Genomic DNA, 14,362 nt, shown 5'->3' with positions numbered 1-14,362 from the left:
ACGGGCGCGAGAGTATATAGCCCTCGCGCCCGTATTTATATGACCGCTCGACTCAGCGGACTTTACCCTCAGCCTGGGTCAACTCTTCCTTACTGAAATCATCCACGTCGATCACCTTGCGTCGTGCTGCCTCGGCGTCACGCAGAGTCTGTGCTTCGGCCGGTTGCAGCACCCCGGCGTGCAGTGCTGCGTCAATGGCATGCTCGCCGGCGCTCGGTTTGACCTGACCGCTTTTGAGCGCAGTGTGGAGTTTTTTCTGCAGCGGATGGCTGGCACCCAGCAGGTCGTAGGCATGTTGCAGGGCGCCTACCGGATCGTCCGCCGATTGCGGGCGATAGCAGCCGGCCAGTAATTCTTCCAGGGTTGGATCGCCTTTGGCGCGGCCTATCACTGCGGCCACTTCGGCATCCAGTGCATCGGACGGCCCCGTGTGGCGACGGCCGAACGGGAATACGATCACCCGCAAGAGGCATCCGAGCACCTTGTTTGGGAAGTTGCTCAGCAACTCATCCAGCGCGCGTTCCGACTCGCCGAGGCTTTCTTCCATGGCCCAGGCGAACAGCGGTTCCAGGTGGTCCGGTGAATCCAGGTCGTGATAACGCTTGAGCGCCGCCGAGGCCAGGTACATATGGCTCAGTACATCCCCCAGGCGTGCCGACAGGCGTTCGCGGCGTTTCAATTCGCCACCCAGCAGCATCATGCTCAAGTCCGCTAGCAGGGCGAACGCCGCAGCTTGGCGGTTCAGCGAACGGAAATAACCCTGGCTCAAGCGGTTGCCCGGCGCTTTCTCAAAGCGGCCAATACCGAGGTTCAGTACCAGTGTGCTGGCGGCGTTGCTCACGGCAAAACCGATATGCTGCATCAGCAGGCCGTCGAATTCCTTTAACGCCTGGTCGTGATCTTCGCGGCCGGCCAGGGCCATTTCCTTGAGTACGAACGGATGGCAGCGGATGGCGCCCTGGCCGAAGATCATCAGGTTGCGCGAGAGGATGTTCGCGCCTTCCACGGTGATGAAGATCGGTGCGCCTTGCCAGCTACGGCCCAGGTAATTGTTCGGGCCCATGATGATGCCCTTGCCGCCGTGCACATCCATGGCATGGCTGATGCACTCGCGGCCCCGTTCGGTCAGGTGGTACTTGAGAATCGCCGACAGCACCGAAGGCTTTTCCCCAAGGTCGACGGCATTGGCGGTGAGCATGCGCGCGCTGTCCATCAGCCAGGCGTTGCCGCCGATGCGAGCCAGGGCTTCCTGGATACCTTCGAAGGCCGACAGCGGTACGTTGAACTGCTCGCGCACCTGGGCGTATTGGCCGGTCACCAGACTGGTGAACTTGGCAGCGCCGGTGCCGACTGCTGGCAGGGAAATCGAACGGCCCACCGACAGGCAGTTCATCAGCATCATCCAGCCCTTGCCGAGCATTTCCTGGCCGCCGATGAGGAATTCCAGGGGGATAAACACATCTTTGCCAGAGTTGGGGCCGTTCATAAACGCGGCGCCCAGGGGCAGGTGACGACGGCCGATTTCCACGCCAGGAGTGTCGGTGGGAATCAACGCCAGGCTGATGCCCAAGTCTTCCTCTTCGCCCAGCAAGTGGTCCGGGTCATGGGCCTTGAAGGCCAGCCCGAGCAAGGTCGCGACCGGCCCAAGGGTGATGTAGCGTTTTTCCCAGTTCAGGCGAAGACCGAGGGTTTCCTTGCCTTCCCATTCACCTTTGCAGATCACGCCCGTGTCGGGCATGGCGCCCGCATCGGACCCTGCCAGTGGGCCGGTGAGGGCGAAGCACGGAATGTCATCGCCACGAGCCAGGCGCGGCAGGTAGTGGTTGCGTTGTTCGTCGGTACCGTAGTGCAGCAGCAGCTCGGCCGGGCCGAGGGAGTTGGGCACCATCACGGTTGAGGCGAGGTCGCCGCTGCGGGTGGCAAGCTTCATTGCGACCTGGGAGTGGGCGTAGGCGGAGAAGCCTTTGCCGCCATATTCCTTGGGAATGATCAGGGCGAAGAAACCGTGGGTCTTGATGTGCTCCCAGGCGGCTGGAGGCAGGTCCATGGCCTGACCGATTTCCCAGTCGCTGACCATGGCACAGAGTTCTTCGGTTGGGCCGTCGATAAAGGCCTGTTCCTCTTCGGTCAGTTGGGCCTTGGGGTAGGCAAGCAACTTGTCCCAATCGGGGCGACCGCTGAACAGCTCGCCGTCCCACCACACGGTGCCCGCGTCGATGGCATCGCGCTCGGTTTCGGACATGGGCGGCAGGACTTTCTGGAACCAACTGAACAGCGGCTTAGTGAAGTATTGGCGACGCAGGTCGGGCAGCAGCAACGGCGCTGCGACGGCGGCGATCAGCACCCAGAAGATCAGCAGCAGCCAGCCCGGTGCATGGCTCCAGGCGCCCATCGCCAGCAGGTAGACGGCGACCACGCCCAAGGCGGGCAGGGGCGCGGTGCGGCGGTGTGCCAGGTAGGCAATGCCGACCACCAGAACCAGTATCCACAACAACAGCATATTCAATCCTCCGTGAAACCAGGGGCGAAACCACCAAGGAGCTTAGTCGGCATCCGAGAAAGCGCGGCAGTCAGGGTGTAACGAGTTGTACGCAAAGCACCGATCTACAGGCGCCGACATTTGGCCGAATCGTCGTTATCTCTATGGCAGACCTGTCGCTAAACTCCAGGCTTCCTTCGGAGATAACACTCATGGAAACGTACCTGAGTCCCAGCCGCTTCATCGATAGTGACCACCCTGCGGTGGTGGAGTTCGCGGAAAAACATCGCGGAACCCGCGCGGATTTAACTGACCAGGCAGTCAGTCTCTATTACGCCGTGCGTGAGGCGGTGCGCTACAACCCCTACACGTTCAGCCGCGACCCAGACACCTTGAATGCCAGCTACGCCCTGGCTACCCGTGAGAGCTACTGCGTGCCCAAGGCCACGTTGCTCGCTGCCTGCGCGCGCCACTGTGGTATCCCGGCGCGCATAGGCCTGGCGGATGTGCGCAATCACCTGTCGACGCCGCGTCTGCTCGCGTTGCTCAAGAGTGATGTGTTCGCCATGCACGGTTACACCGAGCTGCACCTGAACGGTGGCTGGGTCAAAGCCACGCCGGCGTTCAATCAGCAATTGTGCGCGGTGTTTGATGTGCCGCCGCTGGAATTTGATGGGCTCAACGACAGTGTGTTTCACGCGTTCAATCGTCAGGGCCAACGCTCGATGGAGTACGTGGTGGACCATGGGCAATTTGCTGATGTACCCGAGCATTTGTTCTTCACCCATATTCAGAAATGCTACCCGCACCTGTTTGCCGCAGACATGCCAAACCTGTTGGGTGATATGCAGAGCGATTTAAGCCGCGGGTGAACCGGCGTATGCTGCTGCGTCCATAGCCATGTTCATCAACAATAAGGCGCGGTCATGCTGAAGATCTGGGGTCGTAAAAATTCATCAAATGTCAGGAAAGCACTATGGTGCGCCGAGGAGCTCGGCCTGGACTATGAAGCAATTGATGCGGGCGGGGCTTTTGGTGTGGTCGACACCCCGCAATATCGGGCACTGAACCCCAATGGGCGGGTGCCGATGATTCAGGACGGTGACTTTGTGTTGTGGGAATCCAACACCATCGTGCGTTATTTATGCGCGAAGCATGCGTCGGAATTTTACCCGAGCGACCCGCAAGCCCGAGCAAGCGCAGAGAAGTGGATGGACTGGACAACCTCCACCTTGGCTGAGCCCTTCAAAGCGGTTTTCTGGGGTGTCCTGCGTACTCCGGCGGAAAAACAGAACTGGGACAGTATCAACGCCGGGCGCCAGACGTGTATCGATGCGCTCAAAACAGTCGATCAAGCCCTCGCCGAGCAGCCTTACTTGTCCGGCAACGCGTTCGGCATAGGCGATATCCCCCTGGGATGCTTTGCGTATGCCTGGTTCGAGATGCCCATCGAACGCCCCGCAATGCCCCATCTGGAAGCCTGGTACCAGCGTCTGCAACAGCGTCCGGCCTATCGCAAAGCGGTCATGACCGCGTTGACTTAATACTGACTATTAATACAGGTGACTGTACTTGTGCGGCGCAGCCAAGCACCATGCTTGTTATGCGCCGCCGTTGAACTACGTGCGCTGCGCGCTCATCTACTCTTTCTATTCCCTTCTTTGGTGCGTATTCCGATATGAGTTCCGCTCTGTCCATCCGGCAGCTAACCAAAACCTACGGCAACGGTTTCCAGGCCCTGAGTGGTATCGATCTGGACGTTGCCGAAGGTGATTTCTTCGCCTTGCTCGGCCCCAACGGTGCCGGCAAATCCACCACCATCGGCATCCTCTCCACCCTGGTCAACAAAACCAGCGGCACGGTGAATATCTTCGGCCATGACCTGGACAAATCCCCGGCGGCGCTCAAGCGTTCCATCGGCGTGGTGCCCCAGGAATTCAACTTCAACCAGTTTGAAAAAACCTTCGACATCGTCGTGACCCAAGCCGGTTACTACGGCATCCCGGCGAAAGTTGCCAAGGAACGCGCCGAGCAGTACCTGACCCAGTTGGGCCTTTGGGACAAGCGCGACGTGCCGTCCCGTTCATTGTCCGGCGGCATGAAACGTCGCCTGATGATTGCTCGCGCCCTGGTGCATGAGCCGCGGCTGCTGATCCTCGATGAACCCACCGCCGGCGTGGACATTGAGCTGCGTCGCTCGATGTGGACCTTCCTCACCGAGCTGAACGAGAAGGGCATCACCATCATCCTCACCACCCATTACCTGGAAGAGGCTGAACAGTTGTGCCGCAACATCGGCATCATCGACCACGGCACCATCGTCGAGAACACCAGCATGCGTAACCTGCTGGGCCAGTTGCATGTGGAGACTTTCCTGCTCGACCTGAAGAACAATCTGTCGGCGCCGCCGCAATTGCTTGGCTACCCAAGCCGCCTGGTGGACAGCCACACCCTGGAAGTCCAAGTGGATAAAGCCATGGGCATCACCGCGCTGTTTACGCAGCTGGCGACCCAGAACATCGAAGTGCTGAGCCTGCGTAACAAAACCAATCGCCTTGAGGAGTTGTTCGTGTCCCTGGTGGAGAAAAATCTGACGAAGGTGGCGGTATGAGTTCCGAACTGCAACCCAACCTCGTCGCACTGCAAACCATCGTTTACCGCGAAGTGAAGCGCTTTACCCGAATCTGGCCGCAGACCTTGCTGCCGCCGGCGATCACCATGGTTCTGTACTTCGTGATCTTCGGTAACCTGATCGGCCGGCAGATCGGTGATATGGGCGGCTTCACTTACATGGAGTACATCGTGCCGGGCCTGATCATGATGTCGGTGATCACTAACTCCTACGGCAACGTGGTCTCAAGCTTTTTCGGAAGCAAATTCCAGCGCTCCATCGAAGAACTGATGGTCTCGCCGGTGTCGCCGCACACTATCCTGCTTGGCTACACCGCTGGCGGTGTGTTGCGTGGCTTGATGGTCGGGGTGATCGTGACGCTGCTGTCGCTGTTCTTCACCCACCTGCAAGTGCATCACCTCGGGGTCACCATTCTGGTGGTCGTGCTGACGGCGACGATTTTCTCGCTGCTGGGTTTCATTAACGCCGTATTCGCACGCAACTTCGATGATATTTCGATCATCCCGACCTTTGTGCTGACGCCGCTGACTTACCTGGGCGGGGTGTTTTACTCCATCACTTTGCTGCCGCCGTTCTGGCAGACGGTGTCGCTGGCCAACCCGGTGCTGCATATGGTCAACGCGTTCCGTTACGGCATCCTGGGTGTGTCGGATATCAAGATCAGTGTGGCGATCACTTTCATGATCGTGGCGACGGTGGTGTTGTATATCGGTTGCGCGAAGTTGCTGGTGAGCGGGCGTGGGATGCGTACCTGAGTACTGACCCGAACGCGTAAAAAATGTGGGAGGGGGCTTGCTCCCGATTGCGCTATGTCAGTCAGCTTATCTGTAGCTGACACATCGCAATCGGAAGCAAGCCCCCTCTCACATTTGGTTTTGTGTCAGGCCTTCAGTGCCAGCTCGATCAGCGCGTGCAGTTCTTCAACTTTCAGTGGCTCGGTTGAGAACAGAATACGAAACACCGTCGGCGCCGCCAGCAAGTTGATCAGGCGGTCGACGCTGGGCGGGTTGTCATCTGGATAACGATCAACAATCGCCTGAAGCTGCCCACTCAAGATGCTCACGCAATACCCGGGTGTCAGGCTGCATTGCACGTCGCGCATCATGTTTCGCCCCGGTTCTGAACTCATCTCATCCAGATATTGCTCGGCCCAGGCTTGCAGATCACCGCGCAGGGTCCCGGTGTTGGCCGGCTCGCTATCAGGCCGCATGCGCGCCAGCGCCACATCGGCAAGAAGCATGGAAAGGTCGCCCCAGCGCCGGTAGATGGTCGACGGCGTGACGCCTGCGCGGGTGGCAATCATCGGCACGGTGACACTGGAGCGCTCCTGGGTTTTCAGCAGCTCACGCACGGCCGAATGAACGGATTCTTGTACCCGGGCACTACGACCCCCCGGGCGGAGGCCTTCTTTAATCGCCATGTTTATGACCTTAACACAAAGAATTTGCTTTAAACGTTGGTCAGTAGCACACTTCGCAAAAGCAAAATATTAGCTTTAGCGGAGCGTGCCTATGTCCAGCCGTATTTCTCATCGTTCGAGCCTGATGTTCCTGGCGATCACGTTGCTGACGTTTCTCGCGGCTTCCAGCGCGCCGACACCGTTGTATCACCTGTATCAGGAGGGGCTGCATTTTTCGGCAGGCATGCTCACGTTGATCTTTGGCGTTTACGCCTTGAGCCTCTTGGCGGCGCTGTTGACCGTGGGCTCGCTGTCGGACCACCTGGGACGCAAGCCAGTGATTTTTGCTGCGTTGGTCCTGAATATGCTGGCGATGCTGCTGTTCATAAATGAGGGCAGCGTGGCCTGGCTGATTGCCGCGCGTACCGTGCAAGGGTTTGCCACCGGGATGGCCACGGCGGTGCTGGGCGCGGCATTGCTCGACACCGACCGTCAACAGGGCCCGCTGGTCAACAGTGTTGCGCCTCTGCTGGGTATGGCGTGCGGGGCGATGGGCAGCAGTTTGCTGGTGGAGTTCGCGCCGCTGCCGACGCAGTTGATCTACTGGACGCTGCTGGCGCTGATGCTGGTGCAGGCGCTTTATGTATGGCGCCTGCCGGAAACCGTTGATCGCATTCCCGGTGCAGTGGCATCGCTGCGCCCAACGCTGCATGTGCCGCCCCAGGCGCGTCGAGCGTTGTGGCTTTCGCTGCCGGTGGACGTGGCGGTGTGGGCAATGGGGGGCTTTTACTTGTCCCTGGCGCCGTCGCTGGTGCGGGCGGCGACAGGCTCTACGTCGAACCTTATCGGTGGTGGCTTGGTGGCGGTGCTGACGTTGAGCGGGGCGCTGGTGATCTTCACCCTGCGCAATCGACCGGCCAGTAAGGTACTGCGCCTGGGCGCTGCGCTGTTGGCTGTGGGGGTGGCGCTGATCCTCACGGCAGTGCACAGCGCCAGCCTGCCGCTGTTTTTTATCGCCACGTTGATCGCCGGTGGCGGCTTCGGCGCCGGCTTTCTCGGCGCATTGCGCAGTGTGGTGCCGCTGGCCTTGCCCCATGAACGCGCAGGCTTGATGTCGGCATTCTACGTGCTGAGTTATTTGGCGTTTTGTTTGCCTTCGCTGCTGGCGGGCAACCTGATTCGCAGCTTTGGCCTGATCGCCACCACCGACGGTTACGGCGCAGTCCTCATTCTGCTGGCCCTCGGGGCGTTGGTCGCTTTGCTGCTGCAGGATTCGGCAAAGTCCAAGGCGGCCTGCATATCTGCAAAGTAGATAACAGTTAGAGATATTACCCGTTATATAGATATTCGATCAGGTTCTATGATGGTCTCAACCTCATGCGAGGAAGAGGATTTTCATCATGACCTGCTCGAATGCCATCAGCTACAAGCCCTTCAGTCACCTGGCCCGTCCTCGGGAAGTGATTCGCCAATTCACCCCCAACTGGTTCGCCGCGACCATGGGCACCGGCGTACTGGCGCTGGCCCTGGCGCAGTTGCCGGTAAATATGCCCGGTCTGCATGCCATTGCCGAAGGGCTGTGGTGGTTCACCATCGGCCTGTTCATCCTGTTCAGTGGCTTGTATGCCGCGCGTTGGTTGATGTTTTTCCACGAGGCGCGGCGGATCTTCGGGCACTCCACTGTCTCGATGTTCTTCGGCACCATTCCCATGGGCCTGGCGACCATTCTCAATGGCTTGCTGCTGTTTGGCCTGCCGCGTTGGGGGGGCGATGTGATCCCGCTGGCCGAATCCCTGTGGTGGCTGGATGTGGCGATGGCACTGGCCTGCGGTGTGCTCATCCCCTTCATGATGTTCACCCGTCAAGAACACAGCATCGACCAGATGACGGCTGTCTGGTTGCTGCCGGTGGTGGCGGCCGAAGTCGCTGCAGCCAGCGGTGGCCTGCTCGCACCGCACCTGGCGGACGCTCACTCGCAACTGATAATGCTGGTGACCAGCTACGTGTTGTGGGCGTTTTCCCTGCCGGTGGCGTTCAGCATTTTGACCATCCTGATGTTGCGCATGGCCCTGCATAAACTGCCTCACGCCAACATGGCTGCGTCGAGCTGGCTGGCGCTCGGCCCCATTGGCACTGGTGCCCTTGGCATGTTGCTACTGGGCGGCGATGCGCCAGCGATCTTTGCCGCCAATGGCTTGCCTGGCGTGGGTGAAATGGCCAATGGTCTCGGCCTGGTTGCTGGTATCACCCTGTGGGGCTTCGGCTTGTGGTGGATGCTCATCGCTGTACTGATAACCCTGCGTTACCTGCGCGCTGGCATTCCCTTCAATCTGGGCTGGTGGGGCTTTACCTTCCCGCTGGGCGTGTACGCCCTGGCCACGTTAAAGCTGGCGAGTCTGTTGCAACTGGGGTTCTTCAGTGTATTTGGTTGCGTGTTGGTGATGGCATTGACGCTGATGTGGTTGATCGTGGCCAAGCGCACCGTGCAAGGCGCTTATAAAGGTGAGCTTTTTGTTTCGCCATGCATTGCAGGCCTAGCGAATAAGTAAGCGGGATTAGGTAAAGTCTTGGCCTGACAACCTATAAGCCTTCAGGCCACGCAGGAACACGGACGACGATGAGCCATCCTTCGCAATTCACCTTGCTGCGCACACGGCGTTTTCTGCCGTTCTTCATCACCCAGTTGCTGGGCGCTTTCAACGACAACATTTTCAAGCAATCGCTGATCCTGGCGATCCTCTACAAACTCACCATCGACGGTGACCGCTCGATCTGGGTCAACCTGTGCGCCTTGTTGTTTATCCTGCCGTTCTTCCTGTTCTCGGCGCTGGCCGGGCAGTTTGGCGAGAAATTCAACAAGGACGCACTGATCCGCGTGATCAAGATCGGCGAGATCGTGATCATGGCCGTGGGCGCCACGGGCTTCCTGACTAACCACCTGGAATTGATGTTGCTGGCGCTGTTTGCCATGGGTACTCACTCGGCGCTTTTCGGCCCTGTGAAGTACTCGATCATGCCCCAGGCCCTGCACGAAGATGAGCTGGTGGGCGGTAATGGCCTGGTGGAAATGGGCACGTTTTTGGCGATCCTGGCCGGCACCATTGGTGCCGGGATCATGATGTCGTCCACCCATTACGCGCCGATCGTGGCGGTGGCGATTGTCGGCGTGGCGGTGCTGGGTTACCTGGCCAGCCGCAGCATTCCACGAGCAGCGGCGTCTACGCCGCAACTGCGCCTGGACTGGAATATTTTCACCCAGTCCTGGGCCACCCTGCGCATGGGGCTGGGGCAGACGCCGGCGGTGTCACGCTCCATTGTCGGCAACTCCTGGTTCTGGTTTGTCGGCGCGATCTACCTGACCCAGATCCCGGCCTACGCCAAGGAATGGTTGTACGGCGATGAAACCGTGGTGACCCTGATCCTAACGGTGTTCTCGGTGGGCATCGCCCTCGGCTCAATGCTGTGCGAAAAACTCTCCGGGCGTAAGGTCGAAATCGGCCTGGTGCCGTTCGGTTCATTCGGCTTGACGGTGTTCGGCCTGTTGCTGTGGTGGCACTCTGGCGGGTTTCCGCAGAACGTGCAGGCAAATGACTGGCTGGCGGTGCTCAGTTACGGCCAGGCCTGGTGGGTGTTGATCGATATCCTTGGCCTCGGCGTGTTTGGCGGCTTCTATATCGTGCCGCTGTATGCGCTGATCCAGTCACGAACCGCCGAAAACGAGCGCGCGCGGGTGATCGCTGCCAACAACATCCTCAATGCTCTGTTCATGGTGGTGTCGGCGATTGTTTCGATCCTGTTGCTGAGCGTGGTCAAGCTGTCGATCCCTGAGTTGTTCCTGGTGGTGTCGCTGCTCAACATCGCGGTCAACACCTACATCTTCAAGATCGTCCCTGAGTTCACCATGCGCTTCATGATCTGGCTGCTCAGCCATTCCATGTACCGCGTGGAACACCGCAACCTGGAGGCCATTCCTGATGAGGGCGCGGCCTTGCTGGTGTGCAACCACGTGTCCTTTGTCGATGCGCTGTTGATTGCCGGCTCGGTGCGTCGTCCGATCCGTTTTGTCATGTATTACAAGATCTACCGCTTGCCGGTGCTCAACTTCATCTTCCGCACCGCTGGTGCGATTCCGATTGCCGGACGCAATGAAGATATTCAGATCTACGAAAAGGCCTTCACGCGAATTGCCCAGTACCTGAAGGAAGGCGAGTTGGTGTGTATCTTCCCGGAAGGCAAATTGACCGCCGATGGCGAGATGAATGAGTTTCGTGGTGGAGTTACGCGGATTTTGGAGGAGACGCCGGTACCGGTGATTCCGATGGCGTTGCAGGGGTTGTGGGGAAGTTTCTTCAGCCGCGATCCGAACAAGGGGATTTTCCATCGGATCTGGTCGCGGGTAGTGTTGGTAGCTGGCGAGCCTGTCGATGCAGAGGCGGCGACGCCTGAGCAGTTGCAGGCGGTGGTTGGTGTTTTGCGGGGGAGTGTCAGGTAGTTCTGTACTGGATGTATTGGCCTCATCGGGGGCAAGCCCCTTCCTCCATTAGACCGCGCTCGTCACAACAGCTCGGTCAAATGGGGGAGGGGGCTAGCCCTTGATGGCGGTAGCGGCCTAAGTGCTGATCTTGAGGCCAATAAGCCCGCAAATGATCAGCGCCACACTGGCCAACCGAAACAACGCCATGGATTCCCCAAACAGGATAATACCGGCGATCACGGTGCCCACCGCACCCACCCCGGTCCAGATGGCGTAGGCGGTACCCAGTGGCAGTTCCTTCATGGCCAGCCCCAGCAGGCCGAGGCTGATAGCCATGGCGGTGATGGTCAGGGCGGTGGGCAGTGGCTTGCTGAAACCGTCGGTGTACTTCAGGCCGACGGCCCAGCCGACTTCAAACAACCCGGCAAAAAACAGAATGATCCAGGACATGATGACCTCGCTTCTTCAGGCGGGGTCGTCCCCGGATTCAACGCTCGTTGGCGTCGCGAGGTCGTCCCCGCGAAGCCCGTAGAGTGCCGAAAACGGATCGGGCGATCAAGTTTGCGGGGTGTTCTCCAGGATGCGACGGTCTTCCTTCTCGCTCATGCGTCGGAAATACGTCGACAGCAACGCCCCGGAAATATTGTGCCAGACGCTGAACAGTGCACTCGGCACTGCCGCCAGTGGCGAGAAATGCGCACTGGCCAACGCGGCGCCCAGCCCAGAGTTCTGCATGCCGACTTCCAGTGCCAGCGACTTGCGTTGTGCCAACGGCAGCTTGAACAGTCGCCCAGTGAAGTAGCCCAGCAAGTAGCCGAAGCTGTTGTGCAGCATCACCACGGCCATGATCAGCAGGCCCGATTCGGCAATCTTCGCTTGGCTTGCGGCAACCACCGCCGCGACGATGATCACGATGCTCACCACCGACACCAGTGGCAATACGTCCACCGCGTGGCGAACTCGCTCGCCAAGTACGCGCTGTGCGATCACTCCAAGCACGATCGGCAGTAGCACCACTTGCAGGATCGACCAGAACAGCTCCATGAACGATACCGGCAGCCAGGCCGAGGCCAGCAGCCAGATCAAAGCTGGCGTGAGCAGCGGGGCGAGGAGGGTGGTGACAGCAGCGATGGCCACGGACAGCGCCAGGTCGCCCCGGGCCAACCACGTCATCACGTTGGACGATGTGCCGCTCGGGCAGCAACCGACCAGGATCACGCCGACGGCAATTTCCGGCGGCAGGTGGAATGCCTGGCACAGCAGCCAGGCCACACCCGGCATGATCACAAAGTGCGCAACCACGCCGAGTGCCACGCGCCACGGGTGGCGTGCGACTTCGGCGAAGTCTTCGAGTTTTAGGGTCAGCCCCATGCCGAACATCACCAGACCCAGCAGCGGGACGATGGCGCTTTTCAGCCCGATGAACCAGCTCGGTTCGAGGAAGGCGAGCACGGCGAAAATCAGCACCCAGTAGGCGAAGGTATTGCCGACGAAGCGGCTCAAGGCGGCGAGTGCGCGCATGGGGGTGTCCTTGTTGTTAGATTCTTGAAGTGCAAAAGCGATCAAATGTGGGAGGGGGCTTGCCCCCGATGGCGGTATGTCAGCCAACATGTGCGTAGCTGACACACCGTAATCGGGGGCAAGCCCCCTCCCACATTTTGATCTTCAAACGGCTTAGATGCCCTGTGGCGTTTCTTCGCCGCCGAGTGCTTCGATCAACGCCGGCAGGAATTCACCGAAGGTCAGCATCATCAGGGTGAAGCTCGCATCCAGTTGACCCAGTGCCTCGTCGCCGCCGTCCTGTTCCGCCTGATCTTGCAGCAGATCTTCGAACTTCAGGCGCTTGACGGTCATCTTGTCGTCGAGCATGAAGGACAGCTTGTCCTGCCAGGCAAGGGACAGTTGGGTCACCACTTTGCCGGTGGTCAGGTGCAACTGGATTTCTTCGCCAGTCAGGTCCTGACGCTTGCAGCGCACGATGCCGCCGTCTTCGTGAGTGTCACGCAGCTCGCATTCGTCCAGGACGAAGAAGTCATCGGCCGGTTTCTGGGTGGTGACCCAGTCGGTCATGATCGCGGTTGGCGCGGTTTTTACGGTGAGTGGGCGTACTGGCAGGGTGCCGATCACTTCACGCAGGGTGGAAAGCAGGTCTTCGGCGCGTTTCGGGCTGGCCGAGTTGACCAGGATCAGGCCTTGTTTCGGCGCGATAGCGGCGAAGGTCGACGAGCGACGGATAAATGCGCGTGGCAGGAAGGCCTGGATGATTTCATCCTTGATCTGATCGCGTTCTTTCTTGTAGACCTTACGCATCTGCTCGGCCTCGATCTCTTCGACTTTCTCTTTAAGTGCGTCACGCACTACGCTGCCCGGCAGGATGCGTTCTTCCTTGCGCGCGGCAATCAGCAGGAAGTCACCGCTGACGTGGACCAGGGGAGCGTCTTCACCTTTACCGAAAGGCGCGACGAAACCGTAAGTGGTCAACTCCTGGCTTGCACAAGGGCGCGCCAGTTTGGTGGCCATGGCCGCTTCCAACGCCTCGGCATCAACAGGCAGATCTTGGGTCAGGCGATAGATAAGCAGGTTCTTGAACCACATGGGGTGAGTCTCTCCTTTATACAAAGGGGGGCATTATTCTCTTGATAGCGCCCCAGGCCAACCCTGCCTAAGCCATTGGAAGGCCTCAAAAAAAAGATTTAAGAAAGTGCTTGCCAGACCTAGGGTCGCTCCGTAGAATGCGCGCCACACCGAGACGAAGGGTGATTAGCTCAGCTGGGAGAGCATCTGCCTTACAAGCAGAGGGTCGGCGGTTCGATCCCGTCATCACCCACCATTCGCTTCATGTGTTACGCGCAGCGGTAGTTCAGTCGGTTAGAATACCGGCCTGTCACGCCGGGGGTCGCGGGTTCGAGTCCCGTCCGCTGCGCCATATTCGGTAACCTGGAATGCTGAACGCCAGGTCACCACAAAAAGCCCGCTCATTGAGCGGGTTTTTTTTGTCCGAAATATGGCGAAAAGTCGTGCTGGAAACTTTTTTTAAATAAATTGCATTTAAATCAAGACATTACGATTTTTTGGTGTATGATGCGCCCACACCGAAACGAAGGGTGATTAGCTCAGCTGGGAGAGCATCTGCCTTACAAGCAGAGGGTCGGCGGTTCGATCCCGTCATCACCCACCATTCGCTTCATGTGTTACGCGCAGCGGTAGTTCAGTCGGTTAGAATACCGGCCTGTCACGCCGGGGGTCGCGGGTTCGAGTCCCGTCCGCTGCGCCATATTTGCTTCCACTAAGGCCCACTGAGCGCCTGGAAGCCACGGAAATAGCGGCCTTGTGCCGCTTTTTTCGTTTCTGGAATCCACTGGATTCCACCTCCAGCCA

At 59.2% G+C, this 14,362-nt stretch carries 12 protein-coding genes and 4 tRNA genes; 11 read left to right on the top strand and 5 right to left on the bottom strand.

Annotation, left to right across the window (positions count from 1 at the left end):
* Positions 1-52: 52 nt before the first annotated feature.
* Positions 53-2,500 (bottom strand): acyl-CoA dehydrogenase, encoded by a 2,448-nt coding sequence (locus ACVWXD_RS15850; protein WP_457371179.1) that lies wholly within the window; start codon positions 2,498-2,500, stop codon positions 53-55.
* A 191-nt stretch (positions 2,501-2,691) separates the two neighbouring features.
* Here ACVWXD_RS15850 and ACVWXD_RS15845 point away from each other — a divergent pair, with 191 nt between their 5' ends.
* From ACVWXD_RS15845 to ACVWXD_RS15830, 4 genes are all read left to right on the top strand, one after another.
* On the top strand, positions 2,692-3,351 hold the full coding sequence (locus ACVWXD_RS15845; RefSeq protein ID WP_032889237.1) for a transglutaminase-like domain-containing protein: 660 nt from the start codon (positions 2,692-2,694) through the stop codon (positions 3,349-3,351).
* A 54-nt stretch (positions 3,352-3,405) separates the two neighbouring features.
* The gene (locus ACVWXD_RS15840) at positions 3,406-4,023 is read left to right on the top strand and encodes a glutathione S-transferase family protein (RefSeq protein ID WP_181643591.1); all 618 of its coding nucleotides are present in this window, start codon (positions 3,406-3,408) and stop codon (positions 4,021-4,023) included.
* Between the two features lie 134 nt (positions 4,024-4,157).
* Entirely contained in the window at positions 4,158-5,090 is a 933-nt protein-coding gene (locus tag ACVWXD_RS15835) for an ABC transporter ATP-binding protein (RefSeq protein WP_095184279.1), read from the top strand.
* Positions 5,087-5,866, top strand: coding sequence for an ABC transporter permease (locus ACVWXD_RS15830; RefSeq protein ID WP_032889243.1), 780 nt, complete (start codon positions 5,087-5,089; stop codon positions 5,864-5,866). Before ACVWXD_RS15835 ends, ACVWXD_RS15830 begins: the two co-directional genes overlap by 4 nt.
* A 125-nt stretch (positions 5,867-5,991) precedes the next feature.
* On the opposite strand, the gene ACVWXD_RS15825 is transcribed toward ACVWXD_RS15830, so the two are convergent.
* Positions 5,992-6,531 carry a TetR/AcrR family transcriptional regulator gene (locus ACVWXD_RS15825; protein ID WP_095184280.1) on the bottom strand — a complete coding sequence of 180 codons (540 nt, stop codon included), beginning with the start codon at positions 6,529-6,531 and terminating at the stop codon, positions 5,992-5,994.
* A 91-nt stretch (positions 6,532-6,622) separates the two neighbouring features.
* Here ACVWXD_RS15825 and ACVWXD_RS15820 point away from each other — a divergent pair, with 91 nt between their 5' ends.
* The 3 genes from ACVWXD_RS15820 (at position 6,623) to ACVWXD_RS15810 (ending at position 11,002) form a co-directional block, all read left to right on the top strand.
* A complete protein-coding gene (locus ACVWXD_RS15820; RefSeq protein ID WP_457371178.1) occupies positions 6,623-7,822 on the top strand; it encodes an MFS transporter in 1,200 nt (399 codons plus the stop codon).
* Between the two features lie 88 nt (positions 7,823-7,910).
* Positions 7,911-9,059 carry a TDT family transporter gene (locus ACVWXD_RS15815; RefSeq protein WP_260366569.1) on the top strand — a complete coding sequence of 383 codons (1,149 nt, stop codon included), beginning with the start codon at positions 7,911-7,913 and terminating at the stop codon, positions 9,057-9,059.
* 68 nt (positions 9,060-9,127) lie between these two features.
* The gene (locus ACVWXD_RS15810; protein WP_032889250.1) at positions 9,128-11,002 is read left to right on the top strand and encodes an MFS transporter; all 1,875 of its coding nucleotides are present in this window, start codon (positions 9,128-9,130) and stop codon (positions 11,000-11,002) included.
* A 117-nt stretch (positions 11,003-11,119) separates the two neighbouring features.
* Here the strand turns inward: ACVWXD_RS15810 and sugE are convergent, their stop codons facing one another.
* The 3 genes from sugE to rdgC all read right to left on the bottom strand — a co-directional run bounded on the left by sugE (position 11,120) and on the right by rdgC (position 13,579).
* Positions 11,120-11,434, bottom strand: a complete 315-nt coding sequence (gene sugE, locus ACVWXD_RS15805; protein WP_095184284.1) for a quaternary ammonium compound efflux SMR transporter SugE — start codon at positions 11,432-11,434, stop codon at positions 11,120-11,122.
* 105 nt (positions 11,435-11,539) lie between these two features.
* Positions 11,540-12,505: a bile acid:sodium symporter family protein gene (locus tag ACVWXD_RS15800; protein ID WP_032885981.1), complete on the bottom strand. Its 966-nt coding sequence runs from the start codon at positions 12,503-12,505 to the stop codon at positions 11,540-11,542.
* A gap of 153 nt (positions 12,506-12,658) precedes the next feature.
* Positions 12,659-13,579: a recombination-associated protein RdgC gene (gene rdgC / locus ACVWXD_RS15795; protein ID WP_010567523.1), complete on the bottom strand. Its 921-nt coding sequence runs from the start codon at positions 13,577-13,579 to the stop codon at positions 12,659-12,661.
* A 159-nt stretch (positions 13,580-13,738) separates the two neighbouring features.
* On the opposite strand from rdgC, the gene ACVWXD_RS15790 reads away from it, so the two are divergent.
* The 4 genes from ACVWXD_RS15790 to ACVWXD_RS15775 all read left to right on the top strand — a co-directional run bounded on the left by ACVWXD_RS15790 (position 13,739) and on the right by ACVWXD_RS15775 (position 14,258).
* A tRNA-Val gene (locus tag ACVWXD_RS15790) sits at positions 13,739-13,814 on the top strand.
* Positions 13,815-13,833: 19 nt separating this feature from the next.
* A tRNA-Asp gene (locus ACVWXD_RS15785) sits at positions 13,834-13,910 on the top strand.
* Positions 13,911-14,086: 176 nt separating this feature from the next.
* Positions 14,087-14,162, top strand: a tRNA-Val gene (locus ACVWXD_RS15780).
* A gap of 19 nt (positions 14,163-14,181) precedes the next feature.
* Positions 14,182-14,258 (top strand) — tRNA-Asp (locus ACVWXD_RS15775).
* Positions 14,259-14,362: the final 104 nt, after the last annotated feature.

This window comes from Pseudomonas sp. TE3911 (assembly GCF_054062775.1).
This window is presented reverse-complemented; position numbering and strand designations above follow the sequence as displayed.

What these genes read in the sequence shown, in the direction of transcription:
- ACVWXD_RS15850 (WP_457371179.1), bottom strand. Translation starts at nt 2,500, where the DNA reads ATGCTGTTGTTGTGGATACTGGTTCTGGTGGTCGGCATTGCCTACCTG.
- ACVWXD_RS15845 (WP_032889237.1), top strand. Translation starts at nt 2,692, where the DNA reads ATGGAAACGTACCTGAGTCCCAGCCGCTTCATCGATAGTGACCACCCT.
- ACVWXD_RS15840 (WP_181643591.1), top strand. Translation starts at nt 3,406, where the DNA reads ATGCTGAAGATCTGGGGTCGTAAAAATTCATCAAATGTCAGGAAAGCA.
- ACVWXD_RS15835 (WP_095184279.1), top strand. Translation starts at nt 4,158, where the DNA reads ATGAGTTCCGCTCTGTCCATCCGGCAGCTAACCAAAACCTACGGCAAC.
- ACVWXD_RS15830 (WP_032889243.1), top strand. Translation starts at nt 5,087, where the DNA reads ATGAGTTCCGAACTGCAACCCAACCTCGTCGCACTGCAAACCATCGTT.
- ACVWXD_RS15825 (WP_095184280.1), bottom strand. Translation starts at nt 6,531, where the DNA reads ATGGCGATTAAAGAAGGCCTCCGCCCGGGGGGTCGTAGTGCCCGGGTA.
- ACVWXD_RS15820 (WP_457371178.1), top strand. Translation starts at nt 6,623, where the DNA reads ATGTCCAGCCGTATTTCTCATCGTTCGAGCCTGATGTTCCTGGCGATC.
- ACVWXD_RS15815 (WP_260366569.1), top strand. Translation starts at nt 7,911, where the DNA reads ATGACCTGCTCGAATGCCATCAGCTACAAGCCCTTCAGTCACCTGGCC.
- ACVWXD_RS15810 (WP_032889250.1), top strand. Translation starts at nt 9,128, where the DNA reads ATGAGCCATCCTTCGCAATTCACCTTGCTGCGCACACGGCGTTTTCTG.
- sugE (WP_095184284.1), bottom strand. Translation starts at nt 11,434, where the DNA reads ATGTCCTGGATCATTCTGTTTTTTGCCGGGTTGTTTGAAGTCGGCTGG.
- ACVWXD_RS15800 (WP_032885981.1), bottom strand. Translation starts at nt 12,505, where the DNA reads ATGCGCGCACTCGCCGCCTTGAGCCGCTTCGTCGGCAATACCTTCGCC.
- rdgC (WP_010567523.1), bottom strand. Translation starts at nt 13,579, where the DNA reads ATGTGGTTCAAGAACCTGCTTATCTATCGCCTGACCCAAGATCTGCCT.